This is a genomic window from Pseudomonas sp. AE27 (assembly GCF_037113495.1).
Lineage (GTDB): Bacteria > Pseudomonadota > Gammaproteobacteria > Pseudomonadales > Pseudomonadaceae > Aquipseudomonas > Aquipseudomonas palmensis.
Map to the genome: position 1 here is coordinate 1,442,846 of NZ_CP146966.1, position 24,074 is coordinate 1,466,919.

A 24,074-nucleotide genomic window follows, 5' to 3' on the forward strand; every position below is an offset into this window, starting at 1 on the left:
TCAGCCTGCGTTGAGCGTGGCGCGCGTCACCAGTTCCTCGTACAGGTGGGCATAGGGTTCCACGGCCTGACACCAGTTGAATGGCTGGGTCATGGCCAGGCAGCGCATGGCATTGAGCAGGTGTTTCTTGCCGTATACGTAGAAGGCCCGCGAGAGTGCTTCGCGGTAGCTCTCCACGCTCGATTCGTCGAACAGAAAGCCGGTGACGCCATTCTCGATGGTGTCGGCCAGGCCGCCGGTGTTGCGCGCCACCGGCAGCGAGCCGAAGCGCTGCGCGTACATCTGGCTCAGGCCGCAGGGCTCGTAGCGCGAGGGCATCAGCAGAAAGTCGCTGCCGGCGAACATGCGCCGTGCGTCGGTCTCGTTGAAGCCGATGCGCACCCCCACGCGGCCCGGGAAGCGGCTGGCCAGCTCGCGCATGGCTTGTTCTTCCTCCGGTTCGCCGCGGCCGATGATGGCGATCTGGCCGCCCTGTTCGACGATGTACTCGGCCACCCCCAGGGTCAGGTCCAGGCCCTTCTGGTACACCAGGCGCGAGACCACGGCGAACAGCGGGCCGGTGGAGGGCTCCAGCTCGAACAGCTCGCGCACCTGGCTGCTGTTGGCCGCCTTGCCTTCCCAGTCGTTGATGCTGAAGCGGTGGGTCAGGTGGGTGTCGGTGGCCGAATCCCAGCTTTCGTCGATGCCGTTGGGGATGCCGCTGAGCAGGCCCTGCTGCGCCTTGCTGCCAAGAAAACCGTCGAGCCCGCAGCCGAAGGCCGGGGTGGTGATTTCCCGGGCATAGGTGGCGCTGACCGTGGTGATGTGGCTGGAGTAGGCCAGGCCGGCCTTGAGAAACGACAGCTTGCCGTAGAACTCCATGCCTTCCTGTTGCAGGGCGTGTTCGGGAATCGCCAGTTCCGGGCAGCAGCCGCGGCTGACCACACCCTGGTAGGCCAGGTTGTGGATGGTGAACAGGGTGGGGGTGTTCAGGCCGCGCCAGTGCATGTAGGCCGGGGCCAGGCCGGCAGGCCAGTCGTGGGCGTGCACCAGATCGGGCTTCCAGTGCACCATCCCCTCGCCCGCGGCGATTTCGGCGGCGGCCAGGCCCAGGCGGGCGAAGCGGATATGGTTGTCGGGCCAGTCACGGCCATTGTTGGCGCCGTAGGGGGTGCCTTCGCGCTGGTACAGCTCGGGGCAGATCAGTACATAGATGACCAGGCCGTCGGCCAGGTCCATGCGCCCGATCTTGCACGGGGGCAGTGCGGCATGGCCGCCCAGCTCGCCCACCAGGTGGATCGGGTTGTCGCTTTCGAGTACCTGCGGGTAGCCGGGGATCAGCACGCGTACATCGTGCAGGTGGCGCATGGCGCGGGGCAGGGCGGCGGAGACGTCGCCCAGGCCGCCGGTCTTGACCAGGTCGGCGATTTCCGAGGTCACGAACAGCACCTTGCGCTTGTTCGGGTTGCGCCGGGTATCGAGGGCAGGGGCCTTGGCTGTCGTGACGATCTGGGCAGCACGCACCTGCGCGCTGGTATCCGGGTTGAAATGCTCTGCATGAGGTTCGACAGCGGCGCTGATCATACTTGTCTCCGTCCCTTGTTCTGCGGGCGTATCCCACCCGCTGCATGTCTGTACTGTTGTTCTCGCTATGTCATGTGATGCGGTGAAACGCCCCGGACACACGTGCAAGCGCTACGCCAGCCGGCGCTCCTGCCGATGGCGTGCTGACGAGTGGGGGGTGGGCTGCGCCTGGGTAACCAGAGTCGTTGGCCTACTTAGTTGCTGACCTACCGGGTTTGCAGAAGTTTCGACTATTTTCGATCGAGTTTTCCGGACGGTATCAGGTCGATTGAACAGTGTAGGAGAGGGGCGAGATAAATGTGACCCGTTGGTCATGTTTTGTGAATTGGCCGGCACAGGGGTGCACCGACAGCGAGCGTGCACCGCTCGAAGGTGACCCCCGATGGTGCGCGTGCCAGCCTGGCTGGCGAAACCGGCGCGGTGGGTGGCTTCAGCCGCTCATCTGCGCAATCAGTTGCCACAGGCGCTCATCGTCGAAGTTCTTCACCACCAGCTGCGCACCGGCCTCCAGCAGCACCTGCGGCGCCTGGCTGGTCGACAGGCCCACGGTAAGGATCCCCGCGCGGCTCGCTGCCGTCACGCCCGGCACCGAATCCTCGAACGCCAGCGCATGGTCTGCCCTGGCCCCCAGGCGCCCCAGGCCGGTGAGGTAGGGCAGGGGATCGGGCTTGGCCCGTGCCAGTTCCTCGGCCACCAGCACATGCTCGAAGCGCTCGGCCAGGCCCATGGCTGCCAGCATGTGCTGCGCATTGGCCCGTGGCGCATTGGTGACCACGGCCATGCCGATGCCGCGGCGCTCGGCATGCGCCAGCAGGCGTTCGAGGCCGGCAGTGGGCTGCAAGGTCGGCGACAGCGCACGAAAGCGCGCCTCCTTGCGGTCGGCGAATGCCTCATGCTCGGCCACCGGGCGCCCGGGGAACAGGTAGCGGCACATGTCGGCGTTGGCCCGGCCACTGACGTGGGCGTCGAACTCGGCCTCGCTCAGTTCGCGACCCTGCTCACGCAGCAACTGCTGCAGTGCCTGCAAATGCAGGGTATCGGTGTCGGTCAGGGTGCCATCGAGGTCGAACAGCAGGGCTTCAAGCATGGGGCGCGGTTTCCATTGCACGGCGGGCCATCATAACCATTTTGCCGTGGCGATCAGCGGGGCTGGTCAGATAAACCCGAAAAGAGTACAAATGTGCTCCATGAACAGACTATCGCCCAAACGTGCCGCCATCCTGACCTTCATCCGCGACCGCATCGCGCAGCAAGGGCAGCCCCCGAGCCTGGCCGACATCGCCCAGGCCTTCGGTTTTGCCTCGCGCAGCGTGGCGCGCAAGCACATCCAGGCGCTGTGCGAGGCCGGCTTCATCGAGGTCACCCCCAACCAGGCGCGCAGCATCCGCCTGGCCGGTGCGCTGCGCCGCCCCGAGGTGCTGGAGATCCCGGTACTGGGCCAGGTGGCCGCCGGCCGCCCGATCGGGCCCGACGTGGACATCCACGAACAGCTGATGCTCGATGCGCACCTGTTCAGCCGTACCCCCACCTACCTGCTGAAGGTGCGCGGCGACTCGATGATCGACGACGGTATCTTCGACGGCGACCTGGTGGGCATTCACCAGCAGCCCGATGCCCGCGACGGGCAGATCGTGGTGGCCCGGCTCGATGGCGAGGTCACCATCAAGCGCTTCCAGCGCGCAGGCACGCACTACCGCCTGCTGCCGCGCAACCCGGCCTATGCACCGATAGACGTGGGGCCCGAACGCGACTTCGTGATCGAAGGGGTGTTCTGCGGCCTGTTGAGGCGCGACTGATGGGCGCGGTGGTCAGCCTCGACGGGCTGCTCGACGAGCGGCGGGTCTGGAAGGGGCGCCCGCTGGCCCAGCCCCGGGGCCTGCAACCCACCGGGCATGCCGCGCTGGACGCGGTGCTGCCCGGCGGCGGCTGGCCACCGGGTGCGCTCAGCGAACTGCTGCTGGCTGCCGAGGGCGCCGGCGAGCTGCACCTGCTCTGGCCGAGCCTGGCGCGCCTGACTGCCAGCGGCGAACGGGTGGTGCTGGTGGCGCCGCCGTTCATTCCGTACCCGCCCGCCTGGCTGGCAGCCGGTGTCGACCTGCGCTGGCTGTCGCTGATCCAGGCCTCCCGCGTCGAGGCCCTGTGGGCCGCCGAGCAGTGCCTGCGCTCGGGCAGTTGCGGCGCGGTGCTGTGCTGGCCGCAGCAGGTCGACGACCGCGCCTTGCGCCGCCTGCAGGTGGCTGCCGAAACCGGCCAGACCCTGGCCTTTGCCTGCCGCCCGCAGCAGGCGGCACTCAACCCGTCGCCGGCCGCGCTGCGCATTGCCGTCGACCTGCACCCGGCGCAGTGGCGGGTGCTCAAGTGCCGTGGCGGGCTGGCCCCGGCCACCCCGATCGCCATGGCCGGGCGAGGGTGATGGGCGATGCTGTGGGCCTGCATCCTGCTGCCGCAACTGGCACTCGACAGCGTGCTGCGCGGTCGCGACGACCCCCAGGCGCCGCTGGTGCTGCTCAGCGGCCCGGCGCAGCGGCGCGTGTTGCAGGCGGTCAACCCGGCGGCCCGGGCCCTGGGGCTGCGCGCCGGGCAGAGCCTGAGCACCGCGCAGGCGCTGGCCAGCAGTTTTACCTGCGTCGAGCATGACCCGGCGGCGGTCGAGCAGTTGCAGCAATTGCTGGCCGCCTGGGCCTACCAGTTCAGTTCGCAGGTCAGCCTGCATTACCCACGCACCGTGTTGCTCGAAGTCGAATCCAGCCTGGGCCTGTTCGGGCCCTGGCCGCTGTTCGAGGCCCGCCTGCGCAAGGAGCTGGGCGAGCTGGGGCTGCGTCATCGCATCGTGCTGGCCAGCAACCCGGTGGCGGCGCGCATGCTGGCCAACGCCCATGACGGGCTGGCACTGAACGACGCCCAGGCCACCCGCGCCGCCCTTGCGCAGATGCCCGTGGACCGCATCGGCCTGCCGGTGGAGGCCGCCACGGCCTTGTCGCGCATGGGCCTGCGCGACCTTGGGCAGGTGCTGGGGTTGCCGCGCGACACCCTGGCCAGGCGTTTTGCCGCCAGCGTGCAGGTGCACCTGGATCGCCTGCTGGGCCTGCGCCCCATGGCGCTGGCGTGCTACCGGCCGCCGGACCGGTTCGAGGCGCGGCTGGAACTCAACTTCGATGTGGAATCGCACCAGGCGCTGTTGTTTCCGTTGCGCCGGCTGATTGCCGACCTGGCGGCGTTCCTGGCCAGCCGTGACGGCGGCGTGCAGCGTTTTACCCTGCACCTGGAACATGCCCGGGGCGTCGCCACGCCGGTGGTGGTCGGCCTGCTGGCCGCCGAACGCGAGGCGGGCATGCTGTTCGAGCTGGCACGCGGGCGCCTGGAGCAGTTGAGCCTGCCCGCACCGGTGCGCAGCGTGCGCCTGGTGGCCGACGACCTGCCGGCGTTCGTGCCGCAACCGGGCGAGCTGTTCAATGCGCGGCCCCAGCAGCAACAGGACTGGGAGCAGTTGCGCGAGCGTTTGCGTGCACGCCTGGGCGATGAGAGCGTGCGGGCTGTGCAGGCTTTTGCCGACCACCGCCCCGAGTGCGCCTGGCAGTCGGCTGGCGGCGCCCCGCCGCTGGCCCGTGCGCCGGGTGGGCCGCCGCGCCCGGGCTGGCTGCTGGCCGAGCCGCAGGCCTTGGCGCCCGAGGGCCTGCGCCTGCTGGCCGGGCCCGAGCGGATCGAATCCGGCTGGTGGGATGGCGGCGATGTACGGCGTGACTACTACCTGGTCGAAACCCCGGCCGGCCAGCGCGGCTGGGCCTACCGGCCACTGGGCGAAGGCGGGCCGTTGTGGCTGCAGGGCTGGTTCGCATGAGCGTGGGCTATGCCGAGCTGCACTGCCTGTCGAACTTCACTTTCCAGCGCGGGGCCTCGAGTGCCCGCGAGCTGTTCGAGCGGGCGCACCAGCAGGGCTACCAGGCCCTGGCGATCACCGACGAATGCACCCTGGCCGGTATCGTGCGCGCCTGGCAGGCGGCCAGGGAGACGGGCCTCAAGCTGATCGTCGGCAGCGAGGTGCGGGTGCACGATGGCCCCAGGCTGGTGCTGCTGGTCGAAAACCTGAGCGGCTACCAGCACCTGTGCCGGCTCATCACCCTGGCGCGGCGCCGGGCGAAAAAGGGCGAATACCAGCTGCTGCGCGAAGACTTCGCCGGCCCGCTGCACGGCCTGCTGGCGCTGTGGGTGCCGGACGAGCCGTTGCCGGCCGGCCCCGGCCTGTGGCTGCGCGAGGTGTTCGGCGAGCGCCTGTGGCTGGCGGTGCAACTGCATCGCGGTGCCGACGATCATCAGCGCCTGCAACAACTGCAGGGGTTGGCCGCGAGCCTGAACCTGCGCGCCGTGGCCTGTGGCGACGTGCACATGCATGCGCGTGGGCGGCGCGCGCTGCAGGACTGCATGAGCGCGCTGCGCCATCACAGCACCGTGGCCGGTGCCGGGCAGCACCTGTTCGCCAATGGCGAGCGGCACCTGCGGCCCCTGGCGCAGCTGGCCGAGCTGTACCCGGCCCACCTGCTTGAGGCCACCCTGGAGATTGCCCGGCGCTGCACCTTCGACCTCGGCCAGTTGCGCTACCAGTACCCGCGCGAAGTGGTGCCCGAGGGGTACACGCCGACCGGCTGGCTGCGCACGCTGTGCGAACGCCAGGTGCCGTGGCGCTGGCCGGGAGGAATCGAGCCGGCCGTGCGCCAGACCCTCGAACACGAACTGGCGCTGATCGCCGAGCTGGGCTACGAGAGCTACTTCCTGACCGTCTACGACATCGTTCATTTTGCCCGTGGCCAGGGCATCCTGTGCCAGGGCCGGGGCTCGGCAGCCAACTCGGTGGTGTGCTTCGTGCTGGGCATCACCGAGCTGGACCCGACCCGCACGCACCTGCTGTTCGAGCGCTTTTTATCGCGTGAGCGCGACGAGCCGCCGGACATCGACGTGGACTTCGAGCACGAACGGCGCGAAGAGGTGCTGCAATACGTGTTCAACCGCTATGGCCGCCACCGCGCCGCCCTGACGGCCGTGGCCAGCACCTACCATGCCGCCGGGGCGGTGCGCGACATTGCCCGGGTGCTGGGGCTGCCGCCCGACCAGATCAACGCCCTGGCCGATTGCTGCGGGCGCTGGACCGACCGCATCCCGCCGCCGGAGCGGTTGCGCGAAGCCGGTTTCGACCCCGACAGCCCGCTGCTGCACCGGGTGCTGACCTTGACCGGCGAGCTGATCGGCTTCCCCCGGCACCTGTCGCAGCACCCTGGTGGCTTCGTGATTTCCGAGCAGCCACTGGACACCCTGGTGCCGGTGGAAAACGCCGCCATGGACGAACGCACGGTGATCCAGTGGGACAAGGACGACCTGGACATGGTCGGCCTGCTCAAGGTCGATATCCTGGCCCTGGGCATGCTCAGCGCCTTGCGCCGCTGCTTCGACCTGGTGCGCTACCACCGCGGGCGCGAGCTGACCATCGCTACCCTGCCGCCGGACGATGTCCCCACCTACGACATGATCGGCCGTGCCGATACCGTGGGGGTGTTCCAGATCGAGTCACGGGCGCAGATGGCCATGCTGCCGCGGCTCAAGCCACGCGAGTTCTACGACCTGGTGATCGAGGTGGCCATCGTGCGCCCCGGGCCGATCCAGGGCGACATGGTGCACCCGTACCTGCGCCGGCGTAACAAGCAGGAGCAGGTGACCTACCCGTCGGATGCGCTGAAGAAGGTCTTCGAGCGCACCCTGGGCGTGCCGCTGTTTCAGGAGCAGGTGATGGAGCTGGCCATGGTGGCTGCCGACTATACGGCGGGCGAGGCCGACCAGTTGCGCCGTTCGATGGCCGCCTGGAAACGTCACGGCGGGCTGGAGCCACACCGCGAGCGGCTGACCCGGGGCATGCTGAACAACGGCTACAGCGTCGAGTTCGCCGAGCGCATCTTCGAGCAGATCAAGGGCTTTGGCAGCTACGGGTTTCCCGAGTCCCACGCGGCCAGCTTTGCCTTGCTGACCTACGCCAGTTGCTGGCTCAAGTGCCACGAGCCGGCGATCTTCGCCTGTGCGCTGATCAACAGCTGGCCGATGGGCTTCTACAGCCCGGACCAGATCCTGCAGGACGCGCGCCGCCACCGCATCCAGATTCGCCCGGTGGATGTGCAGCACAGCCAGTGGGACTGCAGCCTGGAGCCGGTGGGCGGCGATGAACTGGCGCTGCGCCTTGGCCTGCGCCAGGTGCGCGGCTTTCGCCAGGACGATGCCCTGCGCCTGGCACAGGCCAGGGCGCAGCGGGCGTTCGGCGATGTGGCCGACCTGTGCCTGCGTGCCGGCCTGGATGCGCGGGCGCGGGCGCTGCTGGCCGATGCCGGGGCCCTGGGCGCCCTGGCCGGGCACCGTTATCAGGCGCGTTGGGAAGTGGCGGCGGTGCAGGCGCAACTGCCGCTGTTCGCCGGGGTGGAGCCGCCCCGTGAAGCGCCGGTGAACCTGCCGGTGCCCAGCGTGGGCGAGGACCTGTTTGCCGACTATGCCAGCGTCGGCACCACATTGGGCCCGCACCCGCTGAGCCTGCTGCGCCGACGCCTGAATGGCCTGGGCTGTCGCAGTTCGCAGGCCCTGGAGGGGGCCGAACACGGCGATGCGGTGAGCGTGGCGGGGCTGGTCACCGGGCGCCAGCGGCCAGGCACTGCCAGCGGCGTGACCTTCGTGACCCTGGAGGATGAGTTCGGCATGGTCAACGTGGTGGTGTGGCGCGAGCTGGCCGAGCGTCAGCGCCGGGTGCTGGTGGGCTCGCAGCTGCTGCGGGTGATGGGTACGCTCGAATGCGCCGACGGCGTGCGCCACCTGATCGCCAAGCGCCTGGAAGACCTCAGCCCGCTGTTGCACGGGCTGGATGTGCGCAGCCGCGACTTTCGCTGATCACACCATCGCCAGGCGCTGCTTGCGGGTGGGCGGCGGGAAGGCGCGGTCGATGGCGCGCAGGTCTTCGCTGCTCAAGGTCAGGCTGGCTGCGGCGGCATTGAGCTGCACATGGCGCTTGTCCACCGCCTTGGGGATCGCGATCACGCCGTCTTCTCGGGTTACCCAGGCCAACGCCACCTGGGCCGCGGTGGCGCCATGACGTTCGGCGATCTGGTTGAGGGTCGCGTTTTTGAGCAGGCGTCCGGCCTGGGCCAGCGGGCAGTAGGCCATGGTTGGCAAGTGGCGCTTGTGGCTGTAGGGCAGCAGGTCGAACTCGATGCCGCGCTGCTCGGGGTTGTACAGCACCTGGTTGGTGGCGCAGGCCGGGTTGTCCAGCTCGCGCAGGTCATCGGTATCGAAGTTGGACACGCCCCAGCGCCGGATCTTGCCGGCCTCGCGCAGGCGCTCGAAGGCTTCGACGGTTTCCTCCAGCGGGTACTGGCCGCGCCAGTGCAGCAGGTACAGGTCGATATGGTCGGTGCCCAGGCGCTGCAGGCTGCGCTCGCAGGCGGCGGGGATGCCGCTGCGGCTGGCGTTGTGCGGGTACACCTTGCTGACCACGCAGACCTGCTCGCGACGCCCCTGGATGGCCTGGCCCACCACCCGCTCGGCGCCGCCCTCGGCATACATTTCGGCGGTGTCGATCAACGTCAGGCCCAGGTCGATGCCGTGCTGCAGGGCGGCGACCTCGGCTTTCTGCTGGCCGGGGTCTTCGCCCATGTACCAGGTGCCCTGGCCGATGACGGGTACGGTGGAGTCGCCGAGTTCGAGCGTACGCATGGAAGGCTCCTGCAAAGTGGGGAGGGTGGTCTACTGTCCTTTAGGGTTTTGTGGCGGGTCAAGCCTACCCGCGTCGACATTGATTTGAATAACCAATCAATCCATCAAAAAAACAAAATTAACAAATGAGTGGCCAAGGGTGAAGATGGCCCCAGACGCTCTCCGACGACCCTCGTCGGTTCTACAACTACAAAAGGCGAATCAGCATGGCCGGACTGGACAAGCGCGTAGCGACCTATGAAGAGGCCCTCGAAGGCCTTGCCGACAACATGACCGTACTGGCAGGCGGCTTCGGCCTGTGCGGCATCCCCGAAAACCTCATTGCCGAGATCAAGCGCCGCGGCGTGCGCGGCCTGACCGTGGTGTCCAACAACTGCGGCGTCGACGGCTTCGGCCTGGGCGTGCTGCTCGAAGACCACCAGATCCGCAAGATGGTCGCCTCGTATGTGGGCGAAAACGCCGAGTTCGAGCGTCAGCTGCTCAGCGGCGAGCTGGAAGTGGAACTTACCCCGCAAGGCACCCTGGCCGAGAAGATGCGCGCCGGCGGCGCCGGCATCCCGGCCTTCTTCACCGCCACTGGCTACGGCACCCCGGTGGCCGAAGGCAAGGAAGTGCGCGAATTCAACGGGCGCAAGTACATCCTCGAAGAAGCCATCACCGGTGACTTCGCCATCGTCAAGGGCTGGAAGGCCGACCACTACGGCAACGTGGTGTACCGCAACACCGCGCAGAACTTCAACCCGCTGGCCGCCACCGCCGGCAAGATCACCGTGGTGGAGGTCGAGGAGATCGTCGAGCCAGGCGTGCTGCTGCCTACCGAGATCCATACCCCGGGCATCTACGTCGACCGGGTCATCGTCGGCACGTTCGAGAAGCGTATCGAAAAACGCACCGTCAAAGCCTGACCCGACCCCGCGCAGAACAACAAAGAGAACCTGAGCATGGCACTTACCCGCGAACAAATGGCACAACGTGTAGCCCGTGAACTCAAGGACGGCTACTACGTCAACCTTGGCATCGGCATCCCGACCCTGGTGGCCAACTACGTCCCGGCGGATATGGACGTGATGCTGCAATCGGAGAACGGCCTGCTGGGCATGGGGGAATTCCCCACCGAAGCGCAGCTGGACGCCGACATGATCAACGCCGGCAAGCAGACCGTGACCGCCCGCACTGGCGCGTCGATCTTCAACTCGGCCGAGTCCTTCGCGATGATCCGTGGCGGCCACGTCGACCTCACCGTGCTGGGGGCGTTCGAGGTGGACGTGGAGGGCAACATCGCCTCCTGGATGATCCCGGGCAAACTGGTCAAGGGCATGGGCGGGGCGATGGACCTGGTGGCCGGTGCCGAGAACATCATCGTCACCATGACCCATGCCTCCAAGGACGGCGAGTCCAAGCTGCTGTCGCGCTGCAGCCTGCCGCTGACCGGTGCCGGCTGCATCCGCAAGGTGCTGACCGACCTGGCCTATCTTGAGATCGAGAATGGCGCGTTCATCCTGCGCGAGACGGCGCCGGGGGTGAGCGTGGAAGAGATCGTCGCCAAGACCGCCGGCAAGCTGATCGTGGCCGATGATGTGAAAGAGATGACGTTCTAGGCTGATAACCGCCTTGCCTGTGCTGGCCTCTTCGCCGGCAAGGCCGGCTCCTGCAGGGAACCACGCATTCCTGTGCAGGAGCCGGCCTTGCCGGCGAAGGGGCCTTCAGCCGTTCAAAAAAAATCAATAAGAAGGAAAATCCCGTGGCCGCCGAACTCCAAGACAGCCGCTCCGCCCGCTTTGCCCTGCGTTGCTCCAACTGGGCCGAACGCTGGTTCCCCGACTCCTGGGTGTTCGCCGCCCTGGCCGTGGTGCTGGTGTCACTGGCCGCCCTGGCCATGGGCGCCAAACCCCTCGATACCGCCACCGCCTTCGGTGACGGGTTCTGGAGCTTGATCCCCTTCACCATGCAGATGGCCTTCGTGGTCATCGGCGGCTATGTGGTGGCCAGCTCGCCGCCGGCGGTGAAACTCATCGACCGCCTGGCGCGCATTCCGAAGAACGGCCGTTCGGCCGTGTGCTGGGTGGCGCTGATATCGATGGTCGCCTCGCTGCTCAACTGGGGCCTGTCGCTGGTGTTCGGCGGCCTGCTGGTACGCGCCCTGGCGCGCCGTACCGACCTGAAGATGGACTACCGCGCCGCCGGTGCCGCCGCCTACCTGGGCCTGGGCGCCGTATGGGCCCTGGGCCTGTCCTCGTCGGCCGCGCAGCTGCAAGCCAACCCGGCCAGCCTGCCGCCGTCGATCCTGGCGATCACCGGGGTGATCCCGTTCACCGAAACCATCTTCCTCTGGCAGTCGGGCGTGATGCTGGCGGCGCTGGTCATCGTGTCGCTGATCGTGGCCTACGCCACTGCACCCGGCCCGCAGAGTGCCCGCGATGCCCAGGCCTGTGGCATCGATCCCAGCTTCAGCGCACCACCACCGGCGCAGCGCACGCGCCCGGGTGAATGGCTGGAATACAGCCCGGTGCTGACCCTGCTGCTGGTGGCCCTGGCGGCTGGCTGGCTGTACCACGAGTTCTCGACCAAGCCGGCCATCACCGCGATCTCGGGGCTCAATACCTACAACTTTCTGTTCATCATGCTCGGTGCCTTGCTGCACTGGCGCCCGCGCAGCTTCCTGGATGCGGTGGGCCGTGCGGTGCCGACCACCACCGGGGTACTGATCCAGTTCCCGCTGTACGGCTCGATCGCGGCCATCCTCACCCAGGTCAAGGGCGTGGACGCGCAAACCCTGGCGCACCATATCTCCACCTTCTTCGTGCAGATCGCCTCGCATGACACCTACGCCTTGCTGATGGGCGTGTACTCCGCGGTGCTGGGCTTCTTCATTCCCTCCGGTGGCGGCAAGTGGATCATCGAGGCGCCCTACGTGATGCTGGTGGCCAACGACCTGCAGTACCACCTGGGCTGGGCGGTGCAGATCTACAACGCCGCCGAGGCGCTGCCCAACCTGATCAACCCGTTCTACATGCTGCCGCTGCTGGGCGTGCTGGGGCTCAAGGCGCGCGACCTGATCGGCTTCTCGTTCGTGCAGTTGCTGGTGCACGTGCCGCTGGTGCTGTTCCTGCTCTGGGCGCTGGGCACCACGTTGCAGTACACGCCACCTGTGATGCCGTAGCGCATCCGGCGGGTGAAAAAGGCGATCTTCGGATCGCCTTTTTCATGTCTAAATTAAATCGATAAGCATTCGTATTAAGGGTGATCCGATGATGTCCCGCTGTGTACTTCTAAACGGAATTTCCCGTCGTAAAACAAGGAGAAGGCCGCGATGTTCGCGCCGATTACCCGTTCCATGACGTTGACACTGGGCCTGTACGGCACCGCCTGCAGCGCCGTCGCACTGGCTGACAACGAACCCCTGCCCGACGCCGCCCCCCAGGCGCTGGAGCTGGGTTCGACCAACGTGAGTGCCCAGGGCCTGGGCAGCACCACCGAAAACACCGGGGCCTACACCACCGGCAGCATGAGCACCGCCACCCGCCTGAACCTGTCGATCAAGGACACCCCGCAGTCGATGTCGGTGCTGACCCGCCAGCAGCTGGACGACTTCCAGCTCGACAACCTCTCCGAAGCCATGGGCCAGGTGACGGGCGTGGTGGTGCAGCGCAACGACTCCGAGCGCCCCACGTACAACTCGCGCGGCTATGCCATCGACAACTTCCAGATCGACGGCATGCTCAACACCTTCGCGGGGCTCAAGTCCGACTCGGACACCATCATCTACGACCGCATCGAAGTGGTGCGTGGCGCCACCGGGCTGACCACCGGTGCCGGCGACCCGTCGGGCACCATCAACATGATGCGCAAGCGCCCCACCCATGAACTGGCGGTGAAAACCGGCCTGCGTGGCGGCAGCTACGACAACTACTACAGCTATGTCGACGTGGGCGGGCCGCTGGCCTTCGACGGTCGTCTGCGCGGGCGCAGCGTGCTGGCCTACCGCGACGCCCATTCGTTTCGCGACCGCTACCAGACCCAGCGCGAGGTGGCCTACGGCATTCTCGAGGGTGACCTGAGCGACGACACCGTGCTGGCGGTGGGGTACGACTACCAGAACAAGCATGTACAGGGTGCCTCGTGGGGCACCGTGCCGTACTGGAACGCCTCCGGTGGCAAGGCCAAGCTGCCGCGCTCGAACAACATCTCGGCGCCGTGGAGTTCATGGCCGCTCAAGGACGAGACCGTGTTCGCCACCCTCGACCAGCGCCTGGGCGGCGACTGGCACCTCAAGGCGGCCTACACCTACCGCCAGAGCGAAACCGACGGCAAGGTGTACTTCGGTGGCCAGGGCTTCCCCGAGGCCGACCGCAGCGGCATGAATGCCTGGGTCAGCCACTTCATCGGCGACGAGAAAATGAGCGCCGCCGACCTCAACCTGGGCGGGCCCTTTGCGCTGCTGGGGCGCGAGCACGAATTCATGATCGGCTATGGCGAGTCGCAGCGGCGCAACAGCGCGCCGCTCAAGCGGCCCCTGGACCTGCCGCCCGGCTACACGACCATCCCCGACTGGAAGTACCTGGGCGGGGTAGACAAGTTCGCCGATACCGTGACCAACCTGGATGGTTCGCGCGATACCACGCAGCAGAAGGCCGGCTATGTCGCCACCCGGTTGAACGTGACCGATGCACTGCACCTGGTGCTAGGCAGCCGCTACGGCAGCTGGAAGGTCACGGGGCGCTCATGGGCATTCGATGCGGCGGGGCAGGTGGTGGAGAACCCGCGCTCCAGCCGCACCCACAATGACGTGTGGACACCCTATGCGGGCGTTCTGTACGACATCACCGACCACTACACCGTGTACGCCAGCTACACCGACATCTTCAAGCCGCAGAACTACAAGGATGTCGACGACAAGTACCTGGAACCGGTGGTGGGCAGCAACTACGAGGTGGGCCTGAAGGGCAGCCTGCTGGATGAGCGCCTGAACCTGTCGACGGCGGTGTTTCGCAGCAAGCAGGACAACGTGGCCGAGGTGGACGATTCCACTCCGGTAGGGCCCAACGGCGAGCAGTATTACAAGTCCGGCGGCAAGGGCAATACCGTGGAGGGCTTCGAGGCAGAGGTCGCTGGCGAGGTGATGGCGGGGTGGAACATGACCCTGGGCTACAGCTACACCCACTCGCTGGATGCCGAGCACAAGCGGCGCAACACCACCCAGCCGTTGAACATGGTGCGCTGGAACAGCACCTACAGGGTGATGGACAGGTTGACCGTGGGTGGGTCGGTGGATTGGCAGAGCGACATCTACCGCAGCGGCAATCGTCCGGTGGGGCGAGGCAGCGATGGCCGGATCATCACGGCGCCGGCTGACATTCGCCAGCGGTCCTACACGGTGGTGGGGTTGATGTCCCGTTACGAGTTCGACGAACACCTGTCGGCGTCCTTGAACGTGAAGAACCTGCTGGATACCAGGTACTACAACAACGTGGGGTTCTACAACGGGGTGTACTGGGGTGATCCGCGCACGCTGACGGTGAGCCTGGATTGGCGGTTGTAGCGCCCTGAAGCCGAGCCAACAGGGCTGGCGATGCATGCCCTGTTGGCCGTGGCAATCCCGTGCGCTGAGGCCGTGAGAAGGCCTTACCCCATCTGTTCGAGCAACCCGCGCAACCGCTCACGCCCGGCGTCATCCAGCCCGAACACCGGCCTGCGCGGCTCGCCCACCTCCAGCCCGGTCAACGCCAACCCTGCCTTCACCGTCGCCGGCAAGCCGCCCTTGAGGATGAACTCCAGCAATGGCAACTGCCGGTAGAACAGCGCCCGCGCCGCCTCAAGGTCGTTACCCAGCACGGCCTGGTACAGCTGCTGGTTGAGCGCCGGAATCAGGTTGGCTGCCGCCGTGCACCAGCCCGTGGCACCGGCCACGAACGCTTCCAGGGCCAACGGGTTGCAGCCGTTGTAGAACGGCACCTGGCCTTCGCCCAACTGCTGCAGCTTGTGCATGCGCTGGATGTCGCCGGTACTCTCCTTGACCATGGTCACGTTCTCGACCTGGCGCACGATGCGCATGATCAGCTCCACCGACAGGTCGGTGCCGCTGGTGGCCGGGTTGTTGTAGAGCATGATCGGCACGCCGATGCAGTCGCCGATGCTCTGGTAGTGCTGCAGGATCTCGGCTTCGCTCAGCTTCCAGTAGGCCGCCGGCAATACCATCACCGCATCTGCCCCATGGGCCTCGGCAAAGCGCGCGCGGCGCATGGCGCTGGCGGTGGTCAGGTCCGAGACGCTGACAATGGTCGGTACCCGCCCGCCAATGTGCGCCAGGCTGAACTCGGCCACCTGGTCCCACTCGCGGTCGCTCAGGTAGGCGCCTTCGCCCGTGCTGCCCAGGGGCGCGATGGCCTGTACCCCACCTTCGATCAGCCGATCGATGGAGCGGCCAAGGGCCGTCAGGTCGAGCTGGGTGCCGTCGGCGCTGAACGGGGTGATGGTGTAGCCGATGATGCCGTGAAAAGTCGTGGACATGAAAAACACTCCGCAGAAAACAGGTTCAGTTCAGGCAATCGGCATGCTGACGCAGGCACTGCCGGGCATAGTAGGCGAACGCCGCGCCGTGGCGCTTGGGGCGGGCGATCCAGTCGTGCGCTTCGCGCCCCAGCACCGGCTCGATGGGCTTGATCTGGCCGGCTGACATCGCCAGCAACTGCAGGCGCGCCGCGCGCTCGATCAACTGCGCGATCACACAGGCTTCCTCGATGCTGGCGCCGGTCGACAGCTGGCCGTGGTGCGAGAGCAGGATGGCGCGCTTGTCGCCCAGCGCCGCGCTGATCAGCTCGCCTTCCTCGTTGCCCACCGGCACCCCGGGCCAGCCTTCGAGAAACGCGCAGTCCTCGTACAGCGGGCAGAGGTCCATGTGCGACACCTGCAACGGTACCTCGAGCATCGACAGCGCGGCGATGTGGGTCGGGTGGGTGTGGATGATGCAGTTCACATCCGGGCGTGCGCGGTACACCCAGCTGTGAAAGCGATTGGCCGGGTTGGGCATGCCGCTGCCTTCGAGCACCTCCAGGTCCTCGTTGACCAATAGCAGGTTGCTGGCGGTGATTTCATCGAAGCCCAGCCCCAGTTGCTGGGTGTAGAAGGTGCCCGGTTGCGGGCCGCGGGCACTGATCTGCCCGGCCAGGCCGGAGTCGTGGCCGTTGTCGAACAGGATTCGGCAGGTCAGCGCCAGCTTTTCACGCACAGTCCACGTATTATCGGCAAGCGTGCCCTGCATCTGTTCCAGGGCCTGCTTGACCAGTTGGTCCTTGGGGAGTGCTAATGTCTTGGCCATTGGGGTTTCCTCGGTGGCGGATCGGACGTCAGGGCTGGCCCGCCCCGGTTGCTTGGAAGGTGAGCGGGGTGGTCAACCTCATGACACAAACAAGGCTATATGACACAAAGTGTCATTGGCAAGGGAAAGGTTGCCCACTGCACCGGGAATAGCGGCGTTAAATGTCTATCCGATTGAAAGTATTAAGAAAAAAACTTGGGCTGACGCTTGAGACGCTGGCCGAGAAAACGGCCATGACCAAGAGCTACCTGTCCAAGGTGGAGCGGGGTCTGAACACCCCTTCGATTGCGGCGGCGCTGAAACTGGCGCGGGCGTTGAACGTGAACGTGGAAGAACTGTTCGCCGAAGACCAACCTGCGCAGGCGCGCTACAGCCTGGTACGCCGGGGTGAACGCCAGGCGTTGTCCGGCAGCGCCGAAGGGCCGGGCTACGCGGTGCTGGCCCAGCATATCGGCCAGCGCAGCCTGCTGCCGTTCATCATCTGCCCGCCGGCGGACTTCAGCGACTCGACGTTCAAGGAGCACCTTGGCGAAGAGTTCCTGTTCGTGCACGAAGGGCAGGTGGAAGTGGACTTCATGCACGAGCGGGTGTTGCTCGAGCGCGGCGATGCGCTGCACTTCAATGCCCAGACACCGCACCGGCTACGCTCGGTCGGGGCGGTGCAGGCGCAGTTGCTGGTGGTGGTGCACGACGCCGACTCGCCGGTTTAACCGGGCTGTCGAATGAACGCCACCGGCACGTGGGCCGTCAGCCATACGCCATTGTCGGCCTGGAAGAACGCCAGGCCCTGGGCGTGCATTGCCGCTGCATCGATGTGCAGCAGTACCGGTGAGCCGTAACGCTGGCCGACCGCAATGGCCGTTTCGGGGTCGTGGGACAGGTGCACGTGGTGACGGTTGCCGGCGATCAGGCCCTGTTGGGCAATCGAGTCGAGAAAGCGCGTTGCCGTACCGTGGTACAGCTCGGCAGGCGGCGCCTTGGGCGCGTACTGGAGCTCGACCGTCGCTGTCGAGTGCCCCTGTACGGCGCGAATCCTGCGGCCATCGTCCGACAGGCCGAAGCGTTTCTTGTCGCTGCTGGCCACCACCGCCTGCAGGTGCGCCAGGTCCAGCGCGCGGCCCTGGCGAGCGGCGCCGGCAATCAGTGCATCGACATCGCCCCAGCCTTCGCTGTCCAGTTGCAGATCGATGGATTCGGGGGCGTGACGCAGCACGTAGCTGAGAAATTTGCTGGTTTCGGTGAAGTGCTTGCTGCTCATGCGGGTCTTCCTTGAACGGTCTGCGCGGCAGCTTATCAGGGCGCGCGAGTGACGACGAGCGGTGCGCAAGGGGCAGTGGCACGCCTTGAAGCCTGATAGAGTGCGCGTTGTTCCACTGCCCACAGGCCCGCACGCGATGACCACCACCTCGTATTTCTGGCGTGACCCGGCGTTGCCCTTCATCGAGGCGCGCGGGGTCGCAGACGGTCGCAAGGTCTGCTATGCGCGCCATTCCCATGCCGGGTTTTCCATCGGTGCGATCACTGCCGGGCGTAGCTCCTACCTCAGCGGGCACACCTGGCGCGAGGTCGAGACCGGCACGGTGGTGATGATGAACCCCGGTGTGGTGCACGCCTGCAACCCGATCGCCGACCAGCCGTGGTCGTACCTGATGTTGTACGTGGACATGCCGTGGCTGACCCGGCTTGGCTTCGCACCGGTCGCTGCCACCCTGAGTACCGCCCCGGCCCTGTTCGAGGCCCTGTTGCAGTTGTACGACGTGCTCATCGACAACCAGCGTGGCGCGGCGTGCAAGGCGGCGGCTGCCGAAGCGTTCTTCGGCGACCTGCGCCAGCAGCTGGAGGCAGCGCCACCGCCGCTGGCCAGGCCGGATGCGCGCCTGGAGCGGGCGGCGGCATTCATTCGCGCACATTGCACCGAACCGCTCAAGCTCGAAGACATCAGCCAGGCCGCCGGCTTGTCCACCTCGTATCTGATCCGCACCTTCAAACAGCATTACGGCCTGACCCCGCACGGCTTTGTGCTGGACTGCCGCGTGCAGTACGCCCGCGCCCAGTTGCGCCAGGGCCGGCTGATCGCCGAGGTGGCGCTGGAGGCCGGGTTTGCCGACCAGGCGCATCTGCAACGGGCATTCAAGCAGCACCTGGCTGCGACGCCCGGGCATTACCGCTCAGCCTAGGCGCTGTACGAAAAGCCTTGATACTCGGTGATGCTGGGTTGAAAACAGCCTGACCTTCGTCTTTTTCATACAGACCCCTGCATCAGGTACACCGCGCTCAGCACCAGCAGGGCGGCCAGGCTGCGATTGAACAGGCGCAGGCGCCGCGGGTTGTCGAGGTAGCTGCGGATCAGGCTGCCGGCCAGCGCCCAGCAGCCCAGCGAGAGGTAGCAGATCACCAGGTAGATCAGGCTGAACTGGCCCAGCAGGGCGGTTTCGCCCTGGCCCACGAAAGCGCCGATGCCCGCCACGCAGGCCAGCCAGGCCTTGGGGTTGAGCCATTGCATGGCAGCGCCGCGCAGCAGGCTGGGTGCGTGGGTATCACGCCCTTCACCGAGCGCGCCGTCGTCGCGGGCCAGTTTCCATGCCATGTACAGCAGAAACAGCACCCCGGCCCAGTGCAGGGCAACGGCAAGGCCTGGCCAGTGGCGCAGCACCTCATGCAGGCCTAGGCCGATCAGTACCAGCAGCAGGATGAACCCCAGGGTGGCACCGGTAACGTGGCGCATGGCCGGGCGCAAGCCATGCCGTGCGCCGGCGCCCAGGGCAACGATGTTGACCGGGCCAGGGGAAATGGAGGCGGCCAGGGCGAAGGCGGCCATGGAAAGGCTGAGGCTCATGCGGCAGATCCTTGAGGGGGAGGGTGCAGCGAGGGTAGGCGGGAAGGTCGGTGGGGTATTGAAGGAAATTGCCCTGTGCCGCAGCGCGTGTTTTGCCACAGATTGAAATAATTTCACGCTGTGAGAAAAGTCAGCTGAAATTGTAGGATCACCGTCCCTAATTGACCCAAGGTTGATATGACTTCGTTCTCGGAGCCTCCCAGTACCCGGCCGTCCTGGCCATCTCCCCTTTCCCGTCCCCGTGACGTTTCCCGCCTGAGTACCTGCCCATGGAATGGCTAGCCGACCCCACGGCCTGGCTGGGCCTTGCCACGCTGATCGTGCTCGAGCTGGTACTGGGTATCGACAACCTGGTGTTCATCGCGATTCTCGCCGACAAGCTGCCGCCCCATCAGCGCGACCGCGCGCGGGTGATCGGCCTGTCGCTGGCGCTGATCATGCGCCTGGGCCTGCTGGCCAGCATCTCGTGGATGGTGACGCTGACCGCGCCGCTGTTCGAGGTGTTCGACAAGAGCTTCTCGGGCCGTGACCTGATCATGCTGTTCGGCGGTGTGTTCCTGCTGTTCAAGGCCACCATGGAGTTGCACGAGCGTCTCGAAGGGCACGTCGCCCACCATCAGGGCCCGGCGCGCCATTCGGCGTTCTGGCCGATCGTGGCGCAGATCGTGGTACTCGATGCAGTGTTCTCGCTGGACGCGGTGATTACCGCCGTGGGCATGGTCGAGCACCTGTCGATCATGATGATCGCGGTGATCTTCTCCATCGGCATCATGATCGTCGCGAGCAAGCCGCTGACCCGCTTCGTCAACGCCCACCCCACGGTGATCATGCTGTGCCTGGGCTTTCTGATGATGATCGGCTTCAGCCTCACCGCCGAGGGCCTGGGCTTTCATATACCCAAGGGGTACCTGTACGCGGCAATCGGCTTCTCGATCCTGATCGAGCTGTTCAACCAGCTGGCCCGCGCCCGGCGCAAGCGCAGCCTGCAACAGCACCGGCCATTGCGCGAGCGCACCGCCCACGCGGTGATGCGCATGCTGGGTGGGCGCCGGTTGCAGGCCGACGAGGTGGGTGAGGACATCGCCGACCTGGTCGAGGATGGCGATGAACAGGTGCTGTTCGACCGCCGCGAACGGGTGATGATCAGCGGCGTGCTGAACCTGGCCGAACGCCCCATCAGAACGCTGATGACGGTACGCGCCAAAGTCGACTTCATCGACCTGGCGCAAACGCCGGAGGCGATCCGTACCGCGCTGATGCATTCGTCCTACTCGCGCCTGCCGTTGATTCGCCAGGGGCGGGTGGAGGAGCCGCTGGGCTTCGTGCACAAGAAGGAGCTGCTCAGGGAGCTGCTGGCCGGTCACGAGCCGGACCTGGAGCGCCTGGCGCGCACGCCGCTGAACCTGCTGGAGAGTTTCAGCATCCTCAACGCGCTGGAGCAGATGCGCAGCCAGTCGACCCACATCGCCTTCGTGGTCAACGAATTCGGCGACTTCACCGGCGTGCTGACCATGACCGATATCCTCGAGTCCATCGCCGGCGAGCTGCCCGATGCCAGTGAAGTCGAAGGGCCGGGCATCGTGCAGGCGCCGGGCGGCTACCTGGTCAACGGCGCGCTGAACCTGCGCCAGATCCAGGCGCAGATCGGCTTTGCGGCCAAGCCCACCGAGGACTACCAGACCCTCGCCGGCCTGGTCATGAGCCTGCTCGACCGCCTGCCGCGGGTGGGCGATCAACTGACCTGGGGCGACTGGCTGATGACCGTCGAGGCCGTGCAGGAGCGCCGGGTGCGGCAGGTACGGCTTACACCGAACGCCGCCGCTGACGCAGCAGGTGCCTGACCCCCTCGAGCACCAGCACCACCACTGCCAGCCAGATCGGCAGGTAGGTCAGCCACTGATCCGGGGCGATGCTCTCGCCCAGGATCAGGGCCACCGCCACCAGCAGCACCGGTTCCACATAGCTGAGCAGGCCGAACAGGCTGAACGCCAGCAGACGGCTGGCCATCACGTAGGTGACCAGCGCCAGGGCGCTGATCACGCCCAGGATCGGGATCAGCACGTAGAGCTGCGGGTGGGCCAGCAGGTCGGCTGCGCTCAGCGGGCCCTGCACGATGAAGTACACCGAGGGCGGCATCATCAGGCACATGTCGGCCCACAGCCCGCCCAGGTGATCGGTGCGCAACTTGCGCCGCAAGATGAAGTAGAACGGGTAGCCGCCGGCCACCAGCAGGGTTTCCCAGGCGAACGAGCCATGGCGTATCAGTTCATGCCCCACCCCCACCACGGCGCAGGCCACGGCGACCTTCTGCAGGCGTGACAGGCGCTCGCCATACACCACCCGCCCGGTCAGCACCATGGTCAGCGGCAGCAGGAAGTACCCCAGCGACACCTCCATGCTGCGGCCGTGCAGCGGTGCCCACAGGAACACCCACAGCTGCAGCCCCATCAATGTCGAGGTACCCACCAGCCCCAGCAACAGCAGCGGGTTGCGCCGGATGCGCTGCAGTACGCCGATTGCCAGTGGCCAGTCCTTGGACAGCAGCATGAACAGCGTGATGCACGGCAGGGTCAGCAGCATGCGCCAACCGAAGATTTCCTCGCCGTCGAGGGGGGTGAGCAGGGAGGTGTAGTAGTACATCAGGGCGAACAGACACGACGCCATGACCGATGAAACGATGCCTCTGGACAAGGGGGCCTCGGGAGCACGAAGGGGTAGGGAAGTGGTGAGCGCGCATGATCTCAGGGGCGCGTCACCTGGGCAACCGGCTGTGTGCCCAATGCAGCCACGAACTCGGCCAACGGCATCGGCCGGGCGAACAGGTAGCCCTGCTGGAAGTCCACCCGGTGCCGGGCCAGGTAGTCGCGCTGGGCGATGGTCTCCACACCCTCGGCGACGATGCCCAGGCCCAGCTTGCCCGACAGCTCGATGATGCTGTCGAGGATATGCAGCGACAGGGCATCGACGCCGATCATGGCCACGAAGCTCTGGTCGATCTTCAGGTAGTCGACCTTGAACTGGCGCAGGTAGCCCAGGCTCGACTGGCCGGTGCCGAAATCATCGATGGCGATCATCACCCCCAGGGCCTGCAGCCTTGCGAACAGTTGCTCGGTGGTGTCGCTGGGTACCACCAGCTTGCGCTCGGTCAGCTCCAGGGTCAGGATCACCCGGCCAGGCGGGAAGGCGGCGAGAAAATCGCGACAGTCGTCATACAGGGCCATGTCCTGGCAGTGATCGGCAGTGATGTTGATGCCCACATGAAAGCCGTCGCCAAAGCTCTGGGCGTGGGGCGCCAGGCCTTCGGCCACGCGCTGCATCAGGCGCCGGGTCATGGGCACGATCTGGCCGCTGTGCTCGGCATAGGGAATGAACAGGTCAGGGCGCACCATGCCTTCGCGCGGGTGCTGCCAGCGCATCAGCACCTCGGCGCCGGCCCAGCGGTAGTCACCCTCGCGCACCACCGGCTGGAAGTACGGGATGAACTCGTCGGCCTCCAGTGCCCGTTGCAGCTCCACCCGTGGCGAACTGGCCCTGCGCAGCTGCCAGCGGCAGGCCGCGCCGGCCATCACGCCCAGCAGGGTCACCAGGCCGAACAGCCCCGGGTACTCGGCGCGCATCAGGCGCCAGGGCTCGCCAGCGGCATAACCGCTGTGCACCGAAAAACGATAGCGCTGCGAGGCCTGCTGCGTCGGCGCCACGGCAAACACCGGGGGCGGGCCCTGGTGCACCACGCCGTCTTCGCCCATCCAGTTGGGGCCTACCTGCAGCACCAGGGTGGTGCCCTGGTCGAGCAGCTCCAGGGCGCTGCTCAGGTGGTCGCCATCGACGGTGGTGATGGCGCCGTCGTTGCCCTTGCTGAGCCGGTAGGCCAGCAGTGCATGGCCGGGCGTCACCGAGTTGCCGTTCATCAGCCACAGGCTGCCATCGACATAGTCCTTGGCATCCACCGGCTCGCTGAAGTTGCCAAACAGCGAACTGCAGTACAGGTCATTGTCACGAAACAGGTTGCTGGAGCGTACGAACGAGCCGCGTGTCACCTGTTCGCGCAGCGCCAGCGTGGCCTCTGCGCAGGGTTGGCCGGTCAGGGGCAGCAGGGCCTGGGCGGCGCCGGCGATGTTGTCGAGGATGCGTTCGAAGTGCCCGGTGACCAGGGCGGCCGTGTTCACGGCCCTGGCCTCGAGCTCACGCTGTGCCTGCCAGTGCATGATCAGTACGCCGGACACCACCGGTATCGCCCCCACCAGCCATGGCAGCAGGGCTCGCAGGGTCCAGCGACCGGGGCGTTTTTTCGTGAGGGGCATGGTGGCTACCTGTGCGGGATGAGCGCGGATGATTTCAAGGGCAGGGTTTCCCTGGTACCCCTGAGCGCACAGCATAGCCGTTCATCGGCCCGTATACAGCTGAGGCGTCAGCCTGATGTACTGCAGGGGAGGCTGCCGCTGTCGGCAGGCCCGGGCACTAAAGTACTTACAATTTTTCTTACGCCCTGTAGAATCGCGTTACGCATACAATAATAAGGTCCTTCGCCACTGGAGGATCAGACGGCCGAGAATAGGTCCCATATGAAGTGTCATGGGTTCAAACTGATTTATGGTGACTACCTCGCCCGCAGTGTGAGGGGCATCT

General features: G+C 66.4%; 19 protein-coding genes and 1 pseudogene. 11 read left to right on the forward strand and 9 right to left on the reverse strand.

What is annotated here, in order from left to right:
* Window positions 1–1,563, reverse strand: coding sequence for a glycogen synthase GlgA (gene glgA / locus V9K84_RS06715; protein WP_058541106.1), 1,563 nt, complete (start codon window positions 1,561–1,563; stop codon window positions 1–3).
* Between the two features lie 430 nt (window positions 1,564–1,993).
* On the reverse strand, window positions 1,994–2,650 hold the full coding sequence (locus tag V9K84_RS06720) for an HAD-IA family hydrolase (RefSeq protein WP_088515389.1): 657 nt from the start codon (window positions 2,648–2,650) through the stop codon (window positions 1,994–1,996).
* Window positions 2,651–2,741: 91 nt separating this feature from the next.
* On the opposite strand from V9K84_RS06720, the gene lexA reads away from it, so the two are divergent.
* From lexA to V9K84_RS06740, 4 genes are read left to right on the forward strand one after another with little or no spacing between them, the layout of a single operon-like run.
* A complete protein-coding gene (gene lexA / locus V9K84_RS06725) occupies window positions 2,742–3,359 on the forward strand; it encodes a transcriptional repressor LexA (protein WP_054915390.1) in 618 nt (205 codons plus the stop codon).
* Window positions 3,359–3,976, forward strand: a complete 618-nt coding sequence (gene imuA / locus V9K84_RS06730) for a translesion DNA synthesis-associated protein ImuA (RefSeq protein WP_043862945.1) — start codon at window positions 3,359–3,361, stop codon at window positions 3,974–3,976. The genes lexA and imuA overlap by 1 nt, the downstream gene beginning before the upstream one ends.
* Window positions 3,977–3,982: 6 nt before the next feature.
* The gene (locus V9K84_RS06735; RefSeq protein WP_088515387.1) at window positions 3,983–5,401 is read left to right on the forward strand and encodes a DNA polymerase Y family protein; all 1,419 of its coding nucleotides are present in this window, start codon (window positions 3,983–3,985) and stop codon (window positions 5,399–5,401) included.
* Window positions 5,377–8,475: an error-prone DNA polymerase gene (locus V9K84_RS06740; RefSeq protein ID WP_218195177.1), complete on the forward strand. Its 3,099-nt coding sequence runs from the start codon at window positions 5,377–5,379 to the stop codon at window positions 8,473–8,475. The genes V9K84_RS06735 and V9K84_RS06740 overlap by 25 nt, the downstream gene beginning before the upstream one ends.
* Here the strand turns inward: V9K84_RS06740 and V9K84_RS06745 are convergent, their stop codons facing one another.
* The gene (locus V9K84_RS06745; RefSeq protein WP_043862942.1) at window positions 8,476–9,297 is read right to left on the reverse strand and encodes an aldo/keto reductase; all 822 of its coding nucleotides are present in this window, start codon (window positions 9,295–9,297) and stop codon (window positions 8,476–8,478) included.
* A gap of 206 nt (window positions 9,298–9,503) precedes the next feature.
* On the opposite strand from V9K84_RS06745, the gene V9K84_RS06750 reads away from it, so the two are divergent.
* The 4 genes from V9K84_RS06750 to V9K84_RS06765 all read left to right on the forward strand — a co-directional run bounded on the left by V9K84_RS06750 (window position 9,504) and on the right by V9K84_RS06765 (window position 14,836).
* Window positions 9,504–10,202 carry a CoA transferase subunit A gene (locus V9K84_RS06750; protein WP_043862941.1) on the forward strand — a complete coding sequence of 233 codons (699 nt, stop codon included), beginning with the start codon at window positions 9,504–9,506 and terminating at the stop codon, window positions 10,200–10,202.
* A 36-nt stretch (window positions 10,203–10,238) separates the two neighbouring features.
* A complete protein-coding gene (locus V9K84_RS06755; protein ID WP_054915387.1) occupies window positions 10,239–10,895 on the forward strand; it encodes a CoA transferase subunit B in 657 nt (218 codons plus the stop codon).
* Window positions 10,896–11,038: 143 nt separating this feature from the next.
* On the forward strand, window positions 11,039–12,457 hold the full coding sequence (locus V9K84_RS06760; protein WP_043862939.1) for a TIGR00366 family protein: 1,419 nt from the start codon (window positions 11,039–11,041) through the stop codon (window positions 12,455–12,457).
* Window positions 12,458–12,607: 150 nt separating this feature from the next.
* Window positions 12,608–14,836, forward strand: coding sequence for a TonB-dependent siderophore receptor (locus V9K84_RS06765; protein WP_088515385.1), 2,229 nt, complete (start codon window positions 12,608–12,610; stop codon window positions 14,834–14,836).
* A gap of 83 nt (window positions 14,837–14,919) precedes the next feature.
* On the opposite strand, the gene V9K84_RS06770 is transcribed toward V9K84_RS06765, so the two are convergent.
* Window positions 14,920–15,804 (reverse strand): dihydrodipicolinate synthase family protein, encoded by an 885-nt coding sequence (locus tag V9K84_RS06770; RefSeq protein WP_043862937.1) that lies wholly within the window; start codon window positions 15,802–15,804, stop codon window positions 14,920–14,922.
* A gap of 25 nt (window positions 15,805–15,829) precedes the next feature.
* On the reverse strand, window positions 15,830–16,612 hold the full coding sequence (locus V9K84_RS06775; RefSeq protein ID WP_088515384.1) for an aldolase: 783 nt from the start codon (window positions 16,610–16,612) through the stop codon (window positions 15,830–15,832).
* Between the two features lie 161 nt (window positions 16,613–16,773).
* On the opposite strand from V9K84_RS06775, the gene V9K84_RS06780 reads away from it, so the two are divergent.
* Window positions 16,774–17,322, forward strand: coding sequence for an XRE family transcriptional regulator (locus V9K84_RS06780; RefSeq protein WP_043862935.1), 549 nt, complete (start codon window positions 16,774–16,776; stop codon window positions 17,320–17,322).
* On the opposite strand, the gene V9K84_RS06785 is transcribed toward V9K84_RS06780, so the two are convergent.
* On the reverse strand, window positions 17,319–17,870 hold the full coding sequence (locus V9K84_RS06785) for an RNA 2'-phosphotransferase (protein ID WP_088515383.1): 552 nt from the start codon (window positions 17,868–17,870) through the stop codon (window positions 17,319–17,321). The genes V9K84_RS06780 and V9K84_RS06785 overlap by 4 nt on opposite strands.
* Window positions 17,871–18,006: 136 nt before the next feature.
* On the opposite strand from V9K84_RS06785, the gene V9K84_RS06790 reads away from it, so the two are divergent.
* Window positions 18,007–18,789 (forward strand): AraC family transcriptional regulator, encoded by a 783-nt coding sequence (locus V9K84_RS06790; protein ID WP_088515382.1) that lies wholly within the window; start codon window positions 18,007–18,009, stop codon window positions 18,787–18,789.
* A 65-nt stretch (window positions 18,790–18,854) separates the two neighbouring features.
* Here the strand turns inward: V9K84_RS06790 and V9K84_RS06795 are convergent, their stop codons facing one another.
* Window positions 18,855–19,448 (reverse strand): LysE family translocator, encoded by a 594-nt coding sequence (locus V9K84_RS06795; RefSeq protein ID WP_088515381.1) that lies wholly within the window; start codon window positions 19,446–19,448, stop codon window positions 18,855–18,857.
* Between the two features lie 269 nt (window positions 19,449–19,717).
* Here V9K84_RS06795 and V9K84_RS06800 point away from each other — a divergent pair, with 269 nt between their 5' ends.
* Complete coding sequence (locus tag V9K84_RS06800) at window positions 19,718–21,289, forward strand: TerC family protein (protein ID WP_088515380.1); 1,572 nt, start codon at window positions 19,718–19,720, stop codon at window positions 21,287–21,289.
* Here the strand turns inward: V9K84_RS06800 and rarD are convergent.
* Both rarD and V9K84_RS06810 read right to left on the reverse strand, forming a co-directional pair.
* Window positions 21,252–22,139 carry an EamA family transporter RarD gene (rarD, locus tag V9K84_RS06805; protein WP_043862930.1) on the reverse strand — a complete coding sequence of 296 codons (888 nt, stop codon included), beginning with the start codon at window positions 22,137–22,139 and terminating at the stop codon, window positions 21,252–21,254. The genes V9K84_RS06800 and rarD overlap by 38 nt on opposite strands.
* Window positions 22,140–22,200: 61 nt before the next feature.
* Window positions 22,201–23,749 (reverse strand): annotated as a pseudogene (locus V9K84_RS06810) (EAL domain-containing protein).
* Window positions 23,750–24,074: the final 325 nt, after the last annotated feature.

What these genes read in the sequence shown, in the direction of transcription:
- imuA (WP_043862945.1), top strand. Translation starts at nt 3,359, where the DNA reads ATGGGCGCGGTGGTCAGCCTCGACGGGCTGCTCGACGAGCGGCGGGTC.
- lexA (WP_054915390.1), top strand. Translation starts at nt 2,742, where the DNA reads ATGTGCTCCATGAACAGACTATCGCCCAAACGTGCCGCCATCCTGACC.
- V9K84_RS06735 (WP_088515387.1), top strand. Translation starts at nt 3,983, where the DNA reads ATGCTGTGGGCCTGCATCCTGCTGCCGCAACTGGCACTCGACAGCGTG.
- V9K84_RS06745 (WP_043862942.1), bottom strand. Translation starts at nt 9,297, where the DNA reads ATGCGTACGCTCGAACTCGGCGACTCCACCGTACCCGTCATCGGCCAG.
- V9K84_RS06720 (WP_088515389.1), bottom strand. Translation starts at nt 2,650, where the DNA reads ATGCTTGAAGCCCTGCTGTTCGACCTCGATGGCACCCTGACCGACACC.
- V9K84_RS06750 (WP_043862941.1), top strand. Translation starts at nt 9,504, where the DNA reads ATGGCCGGACTGGACAAGCGCGTAGCGACCTATGAAGAGGCCCTCGAA.
- V9K84_RS06765 (WP_088515385.1), top strand. Translation starts at nt 12,608, where the DNA reads ATGTTCGCGCCGATTACCCGTTCCATGACGTTGACACTGGGCCTGTAC.
- V9K84_RS06795 (WP_088515381.1), bottom strand. Translation starts at nt 19,448, where the DNA reads ATGAGCCTCAGCCTTTCCATGGCCGCCTTCGCCCTGGCCGCCTCCATT.
- V9K84_RS06770 (WP_043862937.1), bottom strand. Translation starts at nt 15,804, where the DNA reads ATGTCCACGACTTTTCACGGCATCATCGGCTACACCATCACCCCGTTC.
- glgA (WP_058541106.1), bottom strand. Translation starts at nt 1,563, where the DNA reads ATGATCAGCGCCGCTGTCGAACCTCATGCAGAGCATTTCAACCCGGAT.
- V9K84_RS06800 (WP_088515380.1), top strand. Translation starts at nt 19,718, where the DNA reads ATGGAATGGCTAGCCGACCCCACGGCCTGGCTGGGCCTTGCCACGCTG.
- V9K84_RS06780 (WP_043862935.1), top strand. Translation starts at nt 16,774, where the DNA reads ATGTCTATCCGATTGAAAGTATTAAGAAAAAAACTTGGGCTGACGCTT.
- V9K84_RS06785 (WP_088515383.1), bottom strand. Translation starts at nt 17,870, where the DNA reads ATGAGCAGCAAGCACTTCACCGAAACCAGCAAATTTCTCAGCTACGTG.
- V9K84_RS06755 (WP_054915387.1), top strand. Translation starts at nt 10,239, where the DNA reads ATGGCACTTACCCGCGAACAAATGGCACAACGTGTAGCCCGTGAACTC.
- V9K84_RS06790 (WP_088515382.1), top strand. Translation starts at nt 18,007, where the DNA reads ATGACCACCACCTCGTATTTCTGGCGTGACCCGGCGTTGCCCTTCATC.
- V9K84_RS06775 (WP_088515384.1), bottom strand. Translation starts at nt 16,612, where the DNA reads ATGGCCAAGACATTAGCACTCCCCAAGGACCAACTGGTCAAGCAGGCC.